The organism is Sandaracinobacteroides saxicola (genome assembly GCF_014117445.1).
GTDB lineage: Bacteria > Pseudomonadota > Alphaproteobacteria > Sphingomonadales > Sphingomonadaceae > Sandaracinobacteroides_A > Sandaracinobacteroides_A saxicola.
Window position 1 is genome coordinate 1,502,141 of the sequence record NZ_CP059851.1, and the last position, 17,296, is coordinate 1,519,436.

Annotated in this window: 17 protein-coding genes and 1 riboswitch; of the genes, 7 read left to right on the forward strand and 10 right to left on the reverse strand. The window is 66.7% G+C overall.

Features of this window, described 5'->3' with window-relative positions:
* Positions 1–72: 72 nt before the first annotated feature.
* Entirely contained in the window at positions 73–1,320 is a 1,248-nt protein-coding gene (gene hflX / locus H3309_RS07515) for a GTPase HflX (RefSeq protein WP_243453877.1), read from the forward strand.
* Positions 1,321–1,328: 8 nt separating this feature from the next.
* On the opposite strand, the gene H3309_RS07520 is transcribed toward hflX, so the two are convergent.
* Both H3309_RS07520 and H3309_RS07525 read right to left on the reverse strand, forming a co-directional pair.
* Positions 1,329–2,108 (reverse strand): S1/P1 nuclease, encoded by a 780-nt coding sequence (locus H3309_RS07520; RefSeq protein ID WP_207791574.1) that lies wholly within the window; start codon positions 2,106–2,108, stop codon positions 1,329–1,331.
* A gap of 74 nt (positions 2,109–2,182) precedes the next feature.
* Entirely contained in the window at positions 2,183–2,971 is a 789-nt protein-coding gene (locus H3309_RS07525; RefSeq protein WP_182298140.1) for a LytR/AlgR family response regulator transcription factor, read from the reverse strand.
* Between the two features lie 126 nt (positions 2,972–3,097).
* Between H3309_RS07525 and H3309_RS07530 the strand changes: the two genes are divergently transcribed.
* On the forward strand, positions 3,098–3,970 hold the full coding sequence (locus H3309_RS07530; RefSeq protein ID WP_182298141.1) for an acyltransferase family protein: 873 nt from the start codon (positions 3,098–3,100) through the stop codon (positions 3,968–3,970).
* Complete coding sequence (locus H3309_RS07535; RefSeq protein ID WP_182298142.1) at positions 3,886–4,194, forward strand: hypothetical protein; 309 nt, start codon at positions 3,886–3,888, stop codon at positions 4,192–4,194. Before H3309_RS07530 ends, H3309_RS07535 begins: the two co-directional genes overlap by 85 nt.
* Here the strand turns inward: H3309_RS07535 and mazG are convergent.
* Genes mazG through H3309_RS07555 form a run of 4 tightly spaced genes read right to left on the reverse strand, consistent with a single transcriptional unit; the run spans position 4,166 to position 6,758 of the window.
* The gene (mazG, locus tag H3309_RS07540) at positions 4,166–4,951 is read right to left on the reverse strand and encodes a nucleoside triphosphate pyrophosphohydrolase (protein ID WP_182298143.1); all 786 of its coding nucleotides are present in this window, start codon (positions 4,949–4,951) and stop codon (positions 4,166–4,168) included. The genes H3309_RS07535 and mazG overlap by 29 nt on opposite strands.
* Positions 4,952–4,997: 46 nt before the next feature.
* Positions 4,998–5,219, reverse strand: coding sequence for a hypothetical protein (locus H3309_RS07545; protein WP_182298144.1), 222 nt, complete (start codon positions 5,217–5,219; stop codon positions 4,998–5,000).
* Positions 5,212–5,985 (reverse strand): MBL fold metallo-hydrolase, encoded by a 774-nt coding sequence (locus H3309_RS07550; RefSeq protein WP_182298145.1) that lies wholly within the window; start codon positions 5,983–5,985, stop codon positions 5,212–5,214. The genes H3309_RS07545 and H3309_RS07550 overlap by 8 nt, the downstream gene beginning before the upstream one ends.
* Entirely contained in the window at positions 5,982–6,758 is a 777-nt protein-coding gene (locus H3309_RS07555; RefSeq protein ID WP_182298146.1) for a TatD family hydrolase, read from the reverse strand. The genes H3309_RS07550 and H3309_RS07555 overlap by 4 nt, the downstream gene beginning before the upstream one ends.
* A 70-nt stretch (positions 6,759–6,828) precedes the next feature.
* Here H3309_RS07555 and nhaA point away from each other — a divergent pair, with 70 nt between their 5' ends.
* Positions 6,829–8,058, forward strand: a complete 1,230-nt coding sequence (gene nhaA / locus H3309_RS07560; protein ID WP_182298147.1) for a Na+/H+ antiporter NhaA — start codon at positions 6,829–6,831, stop codon at positions 8,056–8,058.
* Positions 8,059–8,068: 10 nt separating this feature from the next.
* Here nhaA and H3309_RS07565 read toward each other — a convergent pair whose 3' ends face one another.
* A complete protein-coding gene (locus H3309_RS07565) occupies positions 8,069–8,809 on the reverse strand; it encodes a sporulation protein (protein WP_182298148.1) in 741 nt (246 codons plus the stop codon).
* Between the two features lie 47 nt (positions 8,810–8,856).
* The gene (locus H3309_RS07570; RefSeq protein ID WP_182298149.1) at positions 8,857–10,125 is read right to left on the reverse strand and encodes an APC family permease; all 1,269 of its coding nucleotides are present in this window, start codon (positions 10,123–10,125) and stop codon (positions 8,857–8,859) included.
* Between H3309_RS07570 and H3309_RS07575 the strand changes: the two genes are divergently transcribed.
* Positions 10,118–10,264 (forward strand): hypothetical protein, encoded by a 147-nt coding sequence (locus H3309_RS07575; RefSeq protein WP_182298150.1) that lies wholly within the window; start codon positions 10,118–10,120, stop codon positions 10,262–10,264. The genes H3309_RS07570 and H3309_RS07575 overlap by 8 nt on opposite strands.
* A 52-nt stretch (positions 10,265–10,316) precedes the next feature.
* Positions 10,317–12,764: a TonB-dependent receptor plug domain-containing protein gene (locus H3309_RS07580; protein ID WP_182298151.1), complete on the forward strand. Its 2,448-nt coding sequence runs from the start codon at positions 10,317–10,319 to the stop codon at positions 12,762–12,764.
* Positions 12,765–12,767: 3 nt separating this feature from the next.
* Here the strand turns inward: H3309_RS07580 and metG are convergent, their stop codons facing one another.
* Positions 12,768–14,300 (reverse strand): methionine--tRNA ligase, encoded by a 1,533-nt coding sequence (gene metG / locus H3309_RS07585; protein ID WP_182298152.1) that lies wholly within the window; start codon positions 14,298–14,300, stop codon positions 12,768–12,770.
* 5 nt (positions 14,301–14,305) lie between these two features.
* Positions 14,306–15,244, reverse strand: a complete 939-nt coding sequence (locus H3309_RS07590; RefSeq protein ID WP_182298153.1) for an AAA family ATPase — start codon at positions 15,242–15,244, stop codon at positions 14,306–14,308.
* A 40-nt stretch (positions 15,245–15,284) separates the two neighbouring features.
* A riboswitch (TPP riboswitch) is annotated at positions 15,285–15,395 on the forward strand.
* Positions 15,396–15,418: 23 nt separating this feature from the next.
* Here H3309_RS07590 and thiC point away from each other — a divergent pair.
* Complete coding sequence (gene thiC / locus H3309_RS07595; RefSeq protein ID WP_182298154.1) at positions 15,419–17,296, forward strand: phosphomethylpyrimidine synthase ThiC; 1,878 nt, start codon at positions 15,419–15,421, stop codon at positions 17,294–17,296.

The following is a 17,296-nucleotide window of genomic DNA, read 5'->3' on the forward strand; positions in this document are numbered from 1 at the left end:
CGAATAGTCGAGCTGGTTTCAGCGAAGGGGTTCGACCCGGAACGCGGGGTAAGCTTCGGCTCCCCCGCGCTGGTGGTGCATGTCGACCGCGGGGCGCCCGATGCGCGCGATGCGGAGGCGCGCCTGGCCGAGGCGGTGGGGCTGGCCGCAGCGATCCGGCTGGACGTGCGTGACGCCAGCGTCATCAAGCTGAGGAAACCGGTGCCGGCAACGTTGATCGGCCCCGGACAGGTGGAACGGGTGGCGGCGAGCGTGGCGGCGACCGAGGCCGAGGTGGTCGTGGTGGACGCCAGTGTCACGCCCGTGCAGCAGAAGAATCTGGAAAAGGCGCTGGGGGCCAAGGTCATCGACCGGACGGGGCTGATCCTGGAGATTTTCGGCAACCGCGCGGCGACCAACGAGGGCCGCCTTCAGGTGGAGCTTGCGCATCTGGAATATCAGGCCGGGCGGCTGGTGCGCGCCTGGACCCACCTGGAGCGGCAGCGCGGCGGTTTCGGCTTTCTGGGCGGACCGGGCGAATCGCAGATCGAGACCGACCGCCGCCTGCTGCGCGACCGCATTTCAGGATTGAAGCGCGAGCTGGCGGCAGTGACGCGCACCCGCACGCTGCACCGCAAGCGGCGGCAAAAGGCGCCCTGGCCGGTGGTGGCGCTGGTGGGGTACACCAACGCCGGAAAATCCACCCTGTTCAACCGGTTGACCGGCGCGGACGTGATGGCGGAGGACCTGTTGTTCGCGACGCTCGATCCGACGATGCGTGCGATCAGCCTGCCCGGCGTGGACAAGGTCATCCTGTCGGACACGGTGGGCTTTGTCAGCGACCTGCCGACGCAGCTGGTGGCGGCGTTCCGCGCCACGCTGGAGGAAGTGATCGAGGCCGACCTGATCGTGCATGTGCGCGACATCGCCCATCCCGACAGCGATGCGCAGGCGGCGGACGTGATGGGCGTATTGGCGGATTTGGGCGTGACTGGCGGGGCGGCGACGGCACCGCTGTTCGAGGTGCTGAACAAGATCGATCTGCTGGATGCGGAGGCGCGGGCGGCGCTGGACGCCCGGTTGGCGACGCGTGACGATGCGGCGGGCATCAGCGCGGTGACAGGGGAGGGCGTGGACGCGCTGCGGGCGACGCTGGCGCGGGCGCTGGGCGGGCTGGCGCGCATCCGCCACATCGAACTCCATCCCGCGGATGGCCTGCGCCGCGCCTGGCTGCACCGCCACGGCCAGGTGGTGGGGGAGGGTGAGGATGAGGGGATGCTGACGCTGGACGTGCGGTTGAGCGATGCGCTTTACGCCAAGTTCAAGACGATCGCGGCCTGAGGCTGCCTTCAGCGCGCGAAGAGCTGGTTGAGATAGGCGGCTATGCGCACACCGGCCTGGCTGAGACGCAGGTTGACCGTGCCCTGGTGCTGGAAGACATAGTCGAAGCGCAGGTTGGGCACGGTGCCCGGCGCGGCGTTCGGCATCGGCGGCGGGTAGGTGGCGTCGCGCAGTGCCTGGCTTTCGGCGATCCAGACCAGCGGGTCGGCGGTTTGCCATGCCTTCGCCTGCGCCGGCGTGATCTTCTCGCTGAGCCATTTCGCCTTTTCGCTGAAGCTCAGGCCCTCATTCTCCACCAGGTCATCGTCCCACACCGCGTGCAGGTTGGTGGGTTTGCGGAAGAATTCCACGCGCACGTCGTTGCCGCCGCGGTCGCGCCCGTTGCCGACATGCAGCGGCTGGTGCAGGTCTCCCACGATGTGGATGATGAATCGCAGCGCCAGTTGCCGGTCGGCGAGGGGGGCGTTGCGGTCGCGCACGGTGGCGCTGAACCGTTGCAGCGCAGTGACCGAATCGCCTTCGGGAGGGGCACCGACCTCGGCGTAGGTCTTGCCGTCCGGCACGGTGACATAATGCCAGGGGCTGGCGGTCTTCTGCCAGAATTCGGATGGGTCGGAACGCATGAAATCGGCCCAGGTCGAAGCCTCGGCGGCGCTTTCAACGCCCAGGATGGCCTTCACGCCCGCGCGGGCCCGCGAATCCAGATAGCGTTCGGCGATCATGCCCGAAACGCGGTGGCCCATGCCGCTCCAGGCGGCAGCGGGGGAACCGGTGAGCAGCGCGACCATGGCGGCAACCGGGGCGACGAAAGGTGCGGAGCGAAGCATGCAGCACTTTTGCATGCTCACTTTACCGGCATATGTCACCGCGGCAACGGATAGCGGCGGCTGATCAGCAGCATATCGCCATCGTCAAGCGTGGCACGGGTATCGCCGGAGGCCGTGGCGGCAAGCGCACGGATGCGCGACGGGTGGATCAGCACGCCGCGATGCACCCGCCGGAAACCGAACGGCGCAAGCCGGGCCAGCATGGCGCCCAGCGTTGAGCGTACCAGAAGCGTGCGCCCGTCCAGGATCAGCTCACAATAGTTACCGGCGGCCTTCACAAGGCGGATTTCATGCGGCCCGATCAGGTGGGTGACGCCGCCGACGGCAAAGGCCAGCCGCGCCGGCGCTTCCCGCACCGGGGCACGCGCGCGCAGCCAGCCGAGCAGCACGACCAGCGCGGCATAGACGAGTGCATCCTTGCGCCATTCATAGAAGAACACCAGCAGCGCACCGTCCTCAAGGAAGCGATAGTCGCTGTCCATCCAGCTGTGTACCGCCTTCCGGATCAGCACCATGCCGCCACTGTGCAGCAGGCTGAAAGCGATGCTGAGCACGACATGGGCGGCGATGCGGCGAGCCAGGGGCCAGGGCTCGATGCGGCACGCGATGCGCGCCGCCGGCAGCAGCAGCGGCAGCATTGCGATCAGGCTGCTGATCTCCCAGGTGGCATGCATCCAGAGGGGACCGGCCATCTCTCCCCGCGCGATTTCCGTCCACATCGAGCTGATCGAGACAGCGACGAACAGAATCAGCGCCACACCGATCGTCAGCACGGCCTTGTAAGGCCGGTCCCCGTTCGTCACCAGGTCGCCCCCGTTTGTCACGTCGAGTCCCCGCTTGTCCCACCATGGCCGCCTTCAGTGGAATATCATTGGCCACAAAAGTCAAACGCATGATCTGCTGCCTGCACGGAGGATGCCATGCGACACGACCGCCAGCGATATTATGCCATGGATTGGCTGCGAATCGGCGCCTTCGCGCTACTAATTCTTTACCATTGTGGCATGTATTATGTGACGTGGGATTGGCACATCAAAAGCCCTGCTGCCAGCACGGCCGCCGAGCCGCTCATGCTGCTGGTGAACCCTTGGCGTCTGGGCCTGCTGTTCGTCATTTCCGGCATTGCGACCCGGTTCATGGCCGATCGCCTGGCGCCGGCACAACTGATGGTGCGGCGCTTCCACCGCCTGTTCTGGCCCCTGTTCTTCGGCATGCTGGTCGTGGTGCCGCCGCAGACCTATTATCAACTGCTGGACCTCGCCGGCCCAGCGGCCACGCAGGATTTCTGGTGGCGCTATGTCACCGGCAGCGGCGATTGGTGCAGGGCAGGGCAATGCCTCGTCACCCCCACATGGAACCATCTCTGGTTCGTCGCCTATCTGCTGGTCTATACGCTGCTGCTTGCGGCCATGCTTCGGCTGATGCCGACATTTGCCGCCCGCCTTGCCTTTGTCACCCGCCCGGCCTTGTTCCTGTTGCTGCCCCTGCCATGGCTGGTGTTTACCCGTGTCGTACTGAAGCCCGCGTTCGGCGAAACCCATGCGCTGTTCGATGATGTCTATGGTCACGCGGCCTATGGCTGGGCTTTCTGGCCGCGCGCGACACCGCGCTGTTCGACCGGCTGTCACGGTTGTGGGCGTTTCTGCTTACCCTGTCAGTTGCGATCTGGGCGGCGATCTGGGCGTTGCCTGATGATATCGGCGGCGCTGCGCTCGCCATTGCCCGTGCCGGCCGTGCGGTGCAGGAATGGAGTGCGATCACCGGCCTGCTCGGTTTCGCCTGGCGCTTCTGGAACCATGACCATCCTTGGCGTGAACCCCTGACCCGCGCGGTCTTTCCCGCCTACATCGTCCACCAGACCCTGATCATCATCATCGCCTGGCAGCTCCGGCCGGCAGCACTGCCGGTGGCGGCCGAGTTTGCATTGCTGGTGCTGTTGACCGCTGTCGGCGCCGCACTGGCGTGGCGGATGGCGGAAAGGGTGCCGGGCCTCGGCCTCGTGCTCGGGGTGCCGCGGGTCAGCCGGACTTTGACCCACGCCCGCTGAGCCGTGCCTTTGCGGCCTGCCAAAGTGCTTCCTGTGCGTCGAGCGGCAGGGTTGCGAAGCCGGGCGTGGCCTCGATGGCGCGGAAGCGGCGTTCGAATTTCGCCGTGGCATCGCGCAGGGCGGTTTCGGCGTCGATATCCAGCTTGCGCAGATAGTTAACCGCGGCGAACAGCAGGTCGCCGGCTTCCTCGGCGCGCGCGCTGTTTGAAGTTGCAGTCTCAAGCTCTTCGATTTCCTCGTGAACCTTTGCCAATGCGCCTGCGGCATCCGGCCAATCGAAACCCGTTCGCGCGGCGCGGGCGGAAATTTTCTGGGCGCGCATCAGGGCGGGCAGGGCGCTTGCCACGCCATCCAGCACGCTGTCCCGGGGTTTTTCCGCGGCCTTGATGCTTTCCCAGGTTGCCCTGACGGTGTCGGCATCCGGATTGTTGCTGGCGGCGCCGACGATGTGCGGATGGCGGCGTTCCATCTTGGCGCAGATGGCGTCGGCGACGTCGGCGAGGGTGAAGGCGCCTGCCTCCTCGGCCATGCGGGCATGGAACACCACTTGCAGCAGCAAGTCGCCGAGTTCGTCGCACAGCTCGGCCATGTCACCGCGGGTGATGGCGTCGGCCACCTCATAGGCTTCCTCGATCGTATAGGGCGCGATCGAGGCGAAATCCTGTGCCCGATCCCATTCGCAGCCGCCAGGGGAACGCAGGCGTGCCATGATGGCAACCAGGCGTTCGACAGCGACAAGGGCGGAAGCTGTGGTCATCGCTCAGTCAATCTGATAATCTATATTATGTTAAGAGACGATATCGTCACGGCGACAGCCTTGCGCTCTGCGGCGCACGGTCACCCGGTTGCTGCCAGCGTTCCGGCACGCCGATCAATTGCACCAGCAGAACGCCGGCGACAAAGATGCAGCCCCAGATCAGCAGCAGCCGCAGCGTCCCGCCGGCACCCAGGCGCGCGAAGAGCCCCTTGTTCCACCAGAGCATGAGCGCCAGCGCCATCAACAGGAAGATCAGCGATTCAAGCATGCGAAACCTCCCACACGCGACCGTCATAGCCCGGCGTCACGCCGACAGGAAGTTCAGCCAGCAGCGTGTCGTGATCCATCGACTGGTCCATATGCGTCAGCCATGCAGCGTCCGGTTTGGCACGCTCGATCCAGCCGAGCGTTTGTCCGACATGCGCGTGGGTCGGATGCGGCTCGCGGCGCAACGCATCGACAATCCACAGGTCCAGACCTTCAAGCAATGCAAACACGGGCTCATCCAGGCCATTGGTATCCGTTGAATAAGCAACGGCGTGCCCGCGCCAGTCGAAGCGAAACCCGGTGCTGTGGATCGGCCCATGCCGCTGCGGAAACCAGCGGATGCCAAGGTCGCCCAGCATCAGTTCCCCTGGCAGTTCATGCGCCACGCAGGTCGCCGGATAACCCTCCCTCCCCTCGAACACATAGCGGAAGCGGCTGGTGATGCGGCGCGCGGTCGCCGGGTGCATCCAGCAATCGACCGGCCGGCGCATGGCATGGAAGATGGCGCGAAGGTCGTCGATCCCATGGCAATGGTCGGCATGGTCATGCGTGAACAACACGGCATCCAGATGGGTGACACCGGCATCGAGCAGCTGCTCGCGCAGGTCGGGACCGGTATCGACCAGCACGCGCACCCGCGGCGTTTCCACCAGGATCGACACGCGGCGGCGCCGGTTCCTGGGGTTCGCCGGGTCGCAGGCCCCCCAGTCCGGCCCCAGGCGGGGCACGCCGGATGACGTTCCGCTGCCCAGCATGGTGACCTTCACGCGGCCATTTTCCCGAACAGGCGCAGGGTGTTGGCACCGGTTGCCGCGACCAGTTCATCAATGGCCTGGCCGCGCAGATCGGCCAGGAAACGCGCGGTGTGCAGGACATGCGCGGGTTCGCAGACCTTCCCGCGCACGGGGACGGGCGCAAGGAAGGGCGCGTCGGTTTCCACCAGCAACCGGTCCTGCGGCAGGGTCTTCGCAATGCCTTGCAAATCCCTGGCATTCTTGAAAGTCAAGATCCCGGAAAGGGAAATGTAGAAGCCCAGTGCCAGCGCCTTGGCGGCAAAGTCGGCGCTGGCGGTAAAGCAGTGGATCACACCGGTGAAGGTCCCCTGCCCCATTTCGTCGGCCAGGATGGCAGCGGTGTCAGCCTCGGCGTCGCGGGTATGGACGATCAGCGGCAGGCCGGTCGCGCGCGCCGCGGCGATATGGGCGCGAAAGCTCGCCTGCTGCCGCGCCCGGTCGGACTTGTCATAATAATAGTCGAGGCCGGTCTCGCCGATGCCGATCACACGCGGATGTGCCGCCGCCTCCGTCAGGCGGGCGGCGTCGATGTCAGGGTGGCTGTCGGCCTCGTGCGGGTGGATGCCGACCGTGGCATAGACATCGGGGTTGGCATCGGCGCCGGCGATCACCGCCTCCCATTCATGACGCTTGGTCGCGATCGAGATCATCGCCTGCACGCCCGCCTCCCGTGCACGCGCCAGCACGCCGGGCGCGTCCTCGACCAGCCCGGGATAATTGAGGTGGCAATGGGAATCGATCAGCATCCCGCTGCTTTAGCCGCACGGACGGCCACGGGGATAGGCTTTCGCGGCATCGCCCGCTATCGATGGCATCATGCCGCAACGCTTCCTCCGCCTGCCTGCCGAGGCAATCCCCGGCATCGTGCTGCTGCTGTCGGCGGCGGCGGCGATGGTCATCGCCAATTCGCCTTGGGCGGAAGGCTATGCGGCGCTGTTGAAGACCGAGGCGTTTGTCGGTTTCGGCGCCGCCGCGATCCGCATGACGCTGGCGGAATGGGTGAAAAATGCGCTGATGGCCGTGTTTTTCCTGTTCGCGGGGCTGGAGCTGAAGCGGGAGCTGCTGGAAGGGGCGCTGGCGGACCGGCGCGCCGCCGCCCTGCCCTTCGCCGCCGCGGTCGGCGGCATGGCGGTGCCGGCGCTGATTTTCGTGGTTGTCGCCGGCGCGCCCTATGCCCATGGCTGGGCCATCCCGGCCGCCACCGACATCGCCTTCGCGCTCGGTGTGCTGGCGCTTCTCGGCAGCAGGGTGCCGGCGGCGCTGAAGGCCTTTCTTCTCGCGGTGGCGATCATCGATGATCTGGGGGCGATCCTGATCGTCGCCTTCGCCTACAGCGGCGCGCTGCACTGGGATTGGCTGACGGTTGCGGGGGGCGTTTTTGCCCTGATGCTCGGTCTCAACCGGATGCAATCGGGGCGGCTCGGCCTCTACCTGCTGCTCGCCCTGCCGCTGTGGGTGGCGGTGCAGAACAGCGGCGTGAACCCGACAATGGCGGGCGTGCTGACCGCGGTCGCGATTCCCCTGCGGGACCGGGATGGCGGCGCGCCGCTGCATGCCGCCGAGCACGGGTTGCGCGCCTATGTGCTGTTCCTGGTGATGCCGGTGTTCGCGCTGGCCTCGGCGGGCGCTTCGCTGACCGGCGGTTTCGGCGCGGCGCTCGGCCACCCCGTGGCACTGGGCATCGCGGCCGGGCTGGCATTGGGCAAGCCCATCGGCATCACCCTGGTGACCCTGCTGACCGCGCGACTGATCGGGGCGCCGCTGCCCGGAAAACCCATCCACATCATCGGCCTGGGCGCGATGGCGGGCATCGGCTTCACCATGAGCCTGTTCATCGGCAAGCTGGCGTTCGCCGATCCGGCGCTGGCGACGCCGGTGAAGCTCGGCGTCTATATGGGCTCGCTGGCCGCCGCGCTCGCCGGCCTGCTGATCCTGTCCCGTACCCTGCCCCGCCGCAGCGCCCGCCGCGTGGCGGCCGAGCATGACGAGACCCGGCCCTTCATCGCTGAAGAGCCGGGTCGGGAAACCGGCAGGACGCCGTTTTAGGATTTTTCGGTTAGGCGACCGGCACCAGCAGGCCGCGCAGGTCGGCCATCGCCCGGTCACGGCTTTCGGCATTCACGCGGATGCGGTGCCAGCTTTCGTCGGTGCCGCTCATCTCCCGCAGCATGCCACCAAGCCCGCGCGCCGCGCGGTCCAGCTGCACCAGCAGGTCGGCGCGGCCCGGCGCCAGGCCCTCGAACACCAGCTCGATCTCGTCGAAGCGGCCGCCCCATTGCACGGGCTTGAACTCGAATTCCTGCACGAACGGCCGGCCGAACCAGGCCGATCGCGCCTCGACATCGGTTTTCCACAGGCGGAAGCCCAGTGCCTCCATCGCGGCGATCACATTCGCCTGTTCGGGCGAAGGCGTCACTTCCAGCCGGTCGATGTCGCTGGGGTCGAGCGCCATCGGCACGTCCAGTTCGCTTGCCACCCACACGATGCTGCGGCCGCCATAGCTGGTGATCGGGGTATGCGCCGGCACGTCGATGGCGAACGGCAGGCTGTGGTTGCGGTCGAGCGCGATCGGGCCGGGGATGCGCACGCTGGCAATGGTTGCGTTCACCAGATGATCGTCTCGCTCCACCCGCGTCATCAGCTTCACTTCCGCGTGGCTGGCGGACTTGCCGCCCTCCCCTGCCGTGATGTTCAGGGTGCCGGTCAGGCGCTCGCCGGGGCGCACGCTGGCCTGGTTGAGCACGGCGTCCAGCTTGGCGCCGCCGATGCCGATACGGGTCAGGAGGGATTTGAGCATGGGGAAATTCCTTTCATGCCTGTCAAATTGTGTCATTCTCGCAATATTCAAGGCCGCGGTTGTGAAAGTTTCGCGACAGCCAGGAACAGCAGGCCCAGCGACAGCACCCCAAAGCTGATCGTCACGCCTCGGATGCCGACATAAAGCAGGCTGGACAACAGGATGCCTGCGCTGGAACCGGCGAAGAGCAGCGGCAACAGGGGGTAGAGCGGTGTGCGGAACGGCCGCGGCACATCGGGTTGCCGCACACGAAGCACGATATGGGCAACAGCGGACAGCGTCAGGAACAGCCAGAACACCGGCGACAGAAACTCCACCATCTGCGCGAAGCCGCGCCCGTTCAGGCTGCCCCAGCCGATCAGCAGCAGCGCCATTACCGTCTGCACATAGATGGCGGCACGCGGCACGCCCTTCGCCTCGTCCCAGGCGGCGAGCTTCGCCAGCAGCGGCTGGTCGCAGGCGGCGGCATAAAGCGTCCGCCCGCCAACGATGATCAGGGCGTTCATCACGGCCAGCGCCGTGGCGGACACCAGCCCCACCATCGCCAGTTCGCCAACCGGCCCGAAGAACCGTCCCGCGGTTTCCGCCGCCGGCGCGGCGCTGGCGGCGAGCCCTGACACGCCCAGCACCTTCAGATAGCCCCAGTTCGCGAGCAGATAGAGCCCGGTCACCATCGCCATGCCGCCCGCGAGCGCCGGCACCATGCGGCGCGGCCCGCCCTTCAACTCGCTGGACAGGGTAGCGGCGTCATTCCAGCCGCCATAGGCAAGCATGATGAACACCACCGCACCACCCAGCGCCGACAGGCCCGGGGGTGTCGCAATCCCCGGCACTACCGCCGGCGTGCCGGCGGCCACCGTCAGCACCGCCGCCAGGCCCAGCAGCAGCAGGGCCGCGATGTCCAGCACCACCAGTCCCAGCTGCGTGTTCGCCCCCACCCGCACGCCGCGCAGATTCAGGAAGGACAGCAGCAGCACCGCGCCGGCGGCAACAGCCGCCTTCCCCGCGTCCCCCAGCGGCAGCACCGAACCGACATAGTCGGCCAGCACGAACGCCAGCAGCGCGGTGGACGCCGTGAAGATCACGGCGAAGCGCGACCAGGCGAACAGGAAGGCGACGCTGCGGCCATAGGCCTGGCGCAGAAACCAATAGTCACCGCCCTTGTGCGCGAAGGCGGCGGACAGCTCCGCGTAACAGAGCGCCCCGGCAAGCGCCAACAGGCCGCCTACTCCCCACAGCGCGAGGATCCAGCGCTCGTCCGGCACCAGCCCGGCGACATTGGCGCTCGTCTTGAAGATGCCGGCACCGATGACCATCCCGACGGCAACCGCGGCCGCCTGCCAGACACTCAGCGTGCCGCGCGGTTCAGGACCGGACAAGCGAAACTTTGCCGGGCTGCAAAAAAAGCAGGTTCCCACGCCGGAGCGACGGCTTTATGCCGCGCTGCAACAATGACGGTTTTGTGAAGGGGTCTGCCATGTCGAGCGTTCGTGTAGCGGCAATGTTGGTGACTGTCAGCAGCCTTGGCGTGGCGGCGCCGGCGCTGGCGCAAGCCCCGCAGGCGGCGGTCGAGGAGGCCGACACCATCATCGTGACGGGCACCCGCGCCCGCGACCGCACCGTGCTAGACAGCCCTGTGCCGGTTGACGTGCTGAGCAGCGCCGCCCTCACGCAGGCCGGCAGCAGCGGCGAGGTGGCGCAGGCGCTGCAGAACCTGACGCCCAGCTTCAACTTTCCGCGCCAGTCGAACAGCGGCGCCGGCGATACGGTTCGCGCGGCGCAGCTGCGCGGCCTGTCGCCGGACCAGACGCTGGTGCTGGTGAACGGCAAACGCTATCACACCACCGCCACCCCCAACCTGGATACCAAGGTCGGCCGCGGCACCGCACCCGTCGATTTCAACACCCTGCCGCTGAATGCCATCGGACGCATCGAGATCCTGCGCGATGGCGCCGGCGCGCAATATGGCAGCGACGCGATCGCCGGCGTGATCAACATCCAGCTCGACCGGGTGAAGGACGGCGGCAGCATTGGCGTCACCTATGGCCTGAATGTCACCAAGCCCGGCGTCATCGGCGAGCAGATCGAGGACGGCCAGACCGCGCTGGTGGAGGGCAAGTTCGGCACCACGCTGGCCAACGGCGGCTTCATCAGCGTGGGCGGCGACTATCTGTTCCAGCAGGGCACCAACCGCGCCGGTTTCGACCAGGGCGGCAATTTCCTGACCAACGGCAGCTATTCCGATCCGCGCAACTTCCCCTTCTTCGGGCAGCGGCTGTTCAAGGTCGGCGACCCGCGTGTCGAGGGCGGGCACCTGTGGTTCAACAGCGAACTGCCGCTGGGCGACGCCACCTTCTACGCCTTCGGCATCGGCCATACCAGGAAAGCCATCGGCGCCAACTTCTTCCGCTGGCCGGTAATCGTGGATGGCAACGGCAATGACTATCTGCCACCCAACCTGCCGGACGGCCTCAATGGCTTCCGCCCCAAATCCAACATCCGCAACAGCGACCTGTCGCTGACCGCGGGCGTGAAGGGCGAGGCCGGCGGCTGGGCACTGGACGGCAGCCTCAGCTTCGGCAGCAACTGGCTGACCTATCGCCTGACCGACAGCATCAACTATTCGCTGGGGAGCCAAAGCCCCAACGCCTTCCTGCTGTCGAAGGCGCGCTCCAACCAGTTCCTGGTCAACCTGGACGCCAACCGCGAGTTCGATGTCGGCATGGCCGGGCCGATGACCGTGGCGTTCGGCGCGGAATATCGCCGCCACAGCTGGAAATCGACCGCCGGGGACCCGGCCTCCTACGCCGTCGGGCCGCTCGCCGATCCCGCTTCACTCGGCCTGCAACCAGGCGCCCAGGCCGGCCCCGGCCTGACACCCGACGACGCCCGCAGCCTGAACCGCGATGTCGTCGGCGGCTATGTGGACCTATCGCTGGAGCCGGTGCAGACGCTGTTCCTGAACGTCGCCGGCCGCGTCGAACATTACAACGATGCCGGCACCAGCGTCGCCGGCAAGGGCGCCGCGCGATGGGAATTCGCACCGGGCTTCGCGGTGCGTGGCTCCGTCTCGAACAGCTTCAAGGCACCGGCGCTGGCCCAGCTCGGCGCCTCCTCCACCAGCCTGACCTTCGGTGCCGGGGGACAGCTGCGGCGCGTCTCCACCCTGCCGGTGGACAGCGCGGCGGCGCGGGCGCTCGGCGCCAAACCGCTCGACCCGGAAAAAAGCTTCAACCTTTCGGGCGGCCTCACCGCCAACGCCGGCGGTTTCCGCCTGTCGGTCGATGCCTTCCGCATCCTGATCGACAACCGCATCACCCTTTCCGAACGCTTCGACCTCTCCGGTCTCACCCCGGCGCAGCGCACGGCGCTCGGCCTCGGCACCTTCGACGCGATCAACTTCTTTACCAACGCCGTCGACCTCAAGACCGAAGGTTATGAGATCGTCGCCGGCTACGCCTTCGAGTTCGAAGGCAAATGGGACCTGTCCGCCGCCTACAGCTATGCCAAGAACAGCATCCGCCGCGTCGCGCCGCCGCCGCCGCAGCTCGCCGCCAACGGCATCTCCGGCGGCCTGATCGGCCTGGAGGAGCGCAACACGCTGACCACCGCCGCCCCGCGCAACAAGCTGATCCTGGGTGTCAACTGGTCCAACGACCGCTGGAGCAGCAGCTGGCGCGGCACCCGCTACGGCGGCATCACCCGGCAGTTCGATTTCGGCGGCGGCTTCACCCCCCGCCAAGATTTCGGCGCCGAATGGCAGGTCGATGGCGAGGTCGCGGTGAAAATTCTCCCGGCATTGAGCCTGGCGGTCGGCGTCAACAACCTGTTCGACAATTACCCCGCCCCCAGCATCGACGACATCAATGGCGCCGGCAACCTCGCCTACGACATCCTCTCCCCCATCGGCATCAACGGCCGCTACCTCTACGCCAAGGCTCGGTTCGACTTCTGACCTTCAATCCGCCGACGCCACCCACCGCGGAAACACCCCCTCGGGCGGCGGCAGCGGATCGCCGGGGCGCAACGCGCTGTGCGCTGCATCGAACCCCCGCGCGTCCACCGCCACGCCCAACTGATCCAGCAGCTTCGCCGCGCTCGCCGGCATCGCCGGCTGCACGAACAAGGCAATCTGCCGCACCGCCTCCGCCGCGTGATAGAGCACCACATCTGCCCGCGCCGGATCGCTCTTGCGCAACGTCCACGGCACCATCTCGTTCAAATAGGCATTGGTCTCCGCCACCTTCGCCCACACCGCATCCAGCGCCGCATGAATCGCCACCCGCTCCACGGCCGCACGGGTTTCGGCGCGCAGCCCGGCCACACTCGTCAGCAGCGCCCGGTCGGCATCCGTCGCCGGGCCATCCGGCGGCACGCGGCCGTCGCAATTCTTTGCGATCATGCTGAGCGTCCGCTGCGCCAAATTGCCCAGGTCGTTCGCCAGATCGGCATTGATCCGCCGCGCAATGGCCTCATGGCTCCATTCGCCATCCTGCCCGAACGGGATCGCCCGCAGCAGGAAATAGCGCAGCGGATCCACCCCGAACAGCTCCGACAGGCTGAACGGCTCCACCACATTCCCCAATGATTTCGACATCTTCTCGCCGCGGTTGAGCACAAAGCCATGGCCGAAGATCGCCTTCGGCAATGGCAGGCCGGCGGACATCAGGAACGCCGGCCAATAGATGGCATGGAAGCGCACCACGTCCTTTCCCACCACATGCAGGTCGGCGGGCCAGCGCGTCTCCCAGCCCGCCGCCGGCCAGCCGCTCGCGGTCAGATAGTTCACCAGCGCATCCAACCACACATACATGACGTGGCCGGGCGAGTCGGGCACCGGCACGCCCCAGTCGAAGCTCGTCCGGCTGACGCTCAGATCCTGCAGGCCGCGCTCAACAAAGGCGCGCATCTCGTTCATCCGGCTCGCCGGCTGCACCCATTCCGGGTTCGCGGCATAGAGGTCGAGCAACGGCTGCTGATAGGCCGACAGGCGAAAGAACCAGCTTTCCTCCACCGTCCATTCGACCGCGGTGCCCGTCGGCGCCAGCTTGGTCCCGTCGTCGGCCTCGTTCAACTCCTCGGCGTCATAATAGGCTTCGTCGCGGACGCTGTACCAGCCTTCGTAACGACCCAGATAGACATCCCCCTTTGCCGCCATTCGTCGCCAGAATTCCCGCACGCAGGCCTTGTGATCGGCATCCGTGGTGCGGATGAAGCGGTCGGGGGACACGTCCAACCGGTCGATCATTGCCTGAAAATGCCCCACCATGCCATCGACATAGGTCTTGGGCTCCTGCCCGGCGGCGCGCGCCGCCTGCGCGATCTTCAGGCCATGTTCGTCGGTACCGGTCATGAAATAGACCCGCTCGCCGTCCAGCCGGCGAAACCGGGCCAGGAAATCGGTCGCGATCGCCTCATAGGCATGGCCGATGTGCGGCCGTCCATTGGGATAGCTGATCGCTGTGGTGATGAAATAATCTTTTTCACCCATGATGTTCAGGCCACTTTCGCATGTCGTGTCTCAATCTTCCCCAACAACGCCGCCAGCGCGAGCGCCACCTGGCCGCGCTCCATCTGCATCGCCACCGCGCTTCCCGCGAGCGCCGCTGCCTCCTCATACAGCCGCAGGTTGCGCGGGCTGGGCCAGTCGCGCACGGCCGCCGCGATCCGCGCCGGCACCAGCCGGCACAGGGCCTCGAACCGTGCCATCGCGGTCGCCGCCCCAAACCCTCGGGCGAAGGCAACGGCACCGCCCCCCTGCCCCGCCAGCCGTTCGATCGCGGCATTCAGCGCCGCCAGGTCCAATCCCGCCCAGGCCAGCGCCGCCCCCGGCGCGCCCCCCGCCACTGCCACGATCGCCGCGCGCGCGGCATCGTCCAGCGTCGGGTCATGGCGTGCCAGCACCCGCTCGACAGCTGCGTCCGGCAGGGGTGAAAAGCGCACCAGCCGACAGCGCGAGCGCACCGTCGGCAGCAACCGCGCCGGCGAATGGCTCACCAACAGAAACACGGTTGCCTTCGCCGGCTCCTCAAGCACCTTCAGCAAGGCATTGCAGGCATTGGGGTTCAAGTCATCGATGCTGTCGATGATGATGACACGCCAGTCCCCCAGCACCGGCGTCCCCTGCAACACCGGCCCCAGCTCCCGCACCTGATCGATGACGATGCCGGCTTTCCGCTTGCCCTTCTCATCCACCAATCGTTCCAGCACGCGGAAATCCATGTGCGACCCCGCCGCCAGCAGCCGTGCGGCCTGATGCTCGTCGTCCACGGCAAAATCATCGGGCATGCCCGCCAGCAGCCAGCGCGCCGCGGCATCGGCAAAAGTCCGCTTGCCCACCCCCACCGGCCCGGCCAGCAGCCAGGCATGGTGCAGCCGGCCGCCCCGGCCGCCCTCCACGAACGTCTCCACCGCATTTTCATGGCCCACCAGCATGGCGGTTGATTGACAGCGCCACCGCCCGCGCGCAAGGCTTGTGCTGTTCCAGCGGTGTCCCGTGCCTGATGCGGGACCGAGAGGGGTTCGCCCCAACGCTCAGACACCTGATCCGGTTAGAACCGGCGGAGGGAGGAACAGGCCGCTCCCTCCGGCATTTTTGGAGTGAAGCGCATGGCATACAGTCCCAGCCACATCGAACTGCCGGTCACCACCGGCCCGCTGCCTTCCAGCCGCAAGGTGCACCGGCCCGGCGTGCTGCACCCCGAAATCCGCGTCGCCATGCGCGAAATCGACCTGGAGCCGACCTCCGGCGAACCGCCACTTCCCGTCTATGACAGCAGCGGGCCGTACAGCGATCCCGCCGTGCACATCAATATTTCCAGTGGCTTGCAGCGCATCCGTCAAAGCTGGATCGAAGGCCGCGGCGACGTCGAAGCCTATGATGGCCGCCAGATCAAGCCTGAAGATAACGGGCTGACAAGGTTCAGCAAGCGCGAAACCACCCCCTTCCCCACCCCCAACATGCGACCGCTGCGGGCCAAGTCCGATGCCGTCACCCAGATCGCCTACGCCCGCCGCGGCATCATCACGCCCGAAATGGAATATGTCGCCATCCGCGAGAATCTCGGTCGCACGGCCATGCACGAGGCCGCACGTCGCGACGGCGAAAGTTTCGGCGCCAGCATCCCCGATTTCGTCACCCCCGAGTTCGTGCGGGATGAGGTTGCCCGCGGCCGCGCCATCATCCCCGCCAACATCAACCACCCCGAACTGGAACCCATGGCCATCGGCCGCAATTTCCTGGTGAAGATCAACGCCAATATCGGCAACAGCGCCGTCGCCTCTTCCATCGCGGAGGAAGTCGACAAGATGGTCTGGGCCACCCGCTGGGGCGCCGACACCGTCATGGACCTGTCCACCGGCAAGAACATCCACGACACCCGCGAATGGATCATCCGCAATTCGCCCGTTCCCATCGGCACCGTCCCCATTTACCAGGCGCTGGAAAAGGTCGGCGGCATCGCCGAGGATCTCAGCTGGGACATCTTCCGCGACACGCTCATCGAACAGGCCGAACAGGGCGTCGATTATTTCACCATCCACGCCGGCGTCCGCCTGCCCTATATCCCGATGACGGCGAAGCGCGTCACCGGCATCGTCAGCCGCGGCGGCTCCATCATGGCGAAATGGTGCCTCAGCCACCACCGCGAGAGTTTTCTCTACGAACATTTCGACGACATCTGCGACATCATGCGCGCCTATGACGTCAGCTTCTCGCTCGGCGACGGCCTCCGCCCCGGCTCGATCGCCGACGCCAACGACGAGGCACAGTTCGCCGAACTCTACACCTTGGGCGAGCTGACCAAGCGCGCCTGGGCCCGCGACTGCCAGGTGATGATCGAGGGGCCGGGCCATGTCCCCATGCACAAGATCCAGGTCAACATGACGAAGCAGCTGGAGGCCTGCGGCGAGGCGCCCTTCTACACGCTCGGGCCGCTCACCACCGACATCGCCCCCGGCTACGACCATATCACCAGCGGCATCGGCGCCGCCATGATCGGCTGGTTCGGCTGCGCCATGCTCTGCTACGTCACGCCAAAGGAGCACCTCGGCCTCCCCGACCGGGACGATGTGAAGGTCGGCGTCATCACCTACAAGCTCGCCGCCCACGCCGCGGACCTTGCGAAAGGCCACCCCGCCGCCCAACTGCGCGACGACGCCCTCAGCCGCGCCCGCTTCGAGTTCCGCTGGCGCGACCAGTTCCACCTCAGCCTGGACCCCGAAACCGCCCTCAAATACCACGACGCCACGCTGCCTGCGGAGGGCGCCAAGACCGCCCACTTCTGCAGCATGTGCGGCCCCAAATTCTGCAGCATGAAAATCACCCAGGAAGTGCGGAACTTCGCGTCCAAGCAGAATCAGGAGGCGACCGCCTTCATCGCCGCCGCGGTGCCCGATGCCGAAATCGGCATGGCCGACATGTCCGCCCGTTTCCGCGAAGCCGGTGGCGAACTCTACATCCCCGCCCCGCCAGCCAAATCCGGCTAG

Excerpts from the sequence above, each read along its gene's own strand:
- H3309_RS07520 (WP_207791574.1), bottom strand. The coding sequence starts at position 2,108 with ATGGTCGCGCTGCTCACCGGTTCCCCCGCTGCCGCCTGGAGCGGCATG.
- H3309_RS07530 (WP_182298141.1), top strand. The coding sequence starts at position 3,098 with ATGGATTGGCTGCGAATCGGCGCCTTCGCGCTACTAATTCTTTACCAT.
- mazG (WP_182298143.1), bottom strand. The coding sequence starts at position 4,951 with ATGACCACAGCTTCCGCCCTTGTCGCTGTCGAACGCCTGGTTGCCATC.
- H3309_RS07545 (WP_182298144.1), bottom strand. The coding sequence starts at position 5,219 with ATGCTTGAATCGCTGATCTTCCTGTTGATGGCGCTGGCGCTCATGCTC.
- H3309_RS07555 (WP_182298146.1), bottom strand. The coding sequence starts at position 6,758 with ATGCTGATCGATTCCCATTGCCACCTCAATTATCCCGGGCTGGTCGAG.
- nhaA (WP_182298147.1), top strand. The coding sequence starts at position 6,829 with ATGCCGCAACGCTTCCTCCGCCTGCCTGCCGAGGCAATCCCCGGCATC.
- H3309_RS07565 (WP_182298148.1), bottom strand. The coding sequence starts at position 8,809 with ATGCTCAAATCCCTCCTGACCCGTATCGGCATCGGCGGCGCCAAGCTG.
- H3309_RS07575 (WP_182298150.1), top strand. The coding sequence starts at position 10,118 with ATGACCATCCCGACGGCAACCGCGGCCGCCTGCCAGACACTCAGCGTG.
- H3309_RS07570 (WP_182298149.1), bottom strand. The coding sequence starts at position 10,125 with ATGGTCATCGGTGCCGGCATCTTCAAGACGAGCGCCAATGTCGCCGGG.
- metG (WP_182298152.1), bottom strand. The coding sequence starts at position 14,300 with ATGGGTGAAAAAGATTATTTCATCACCACAGCGATCAGCTATCCCAAT.
- H3309_RS07590 (WP_182298153.1), bottom strand. The coding sequence starts at position 15,244 with ATGCTGGTGGGCCATGAAAATGCGGTGGAGACGTTCGTGGAGGGCGGC.
- thiC (WP_182298154.1), top strand. The coding sequence starts at position 15,419 with ATGGCATACAGTCCCAGCCACATCGAACTGCCGGTCACCACCGGCCCG.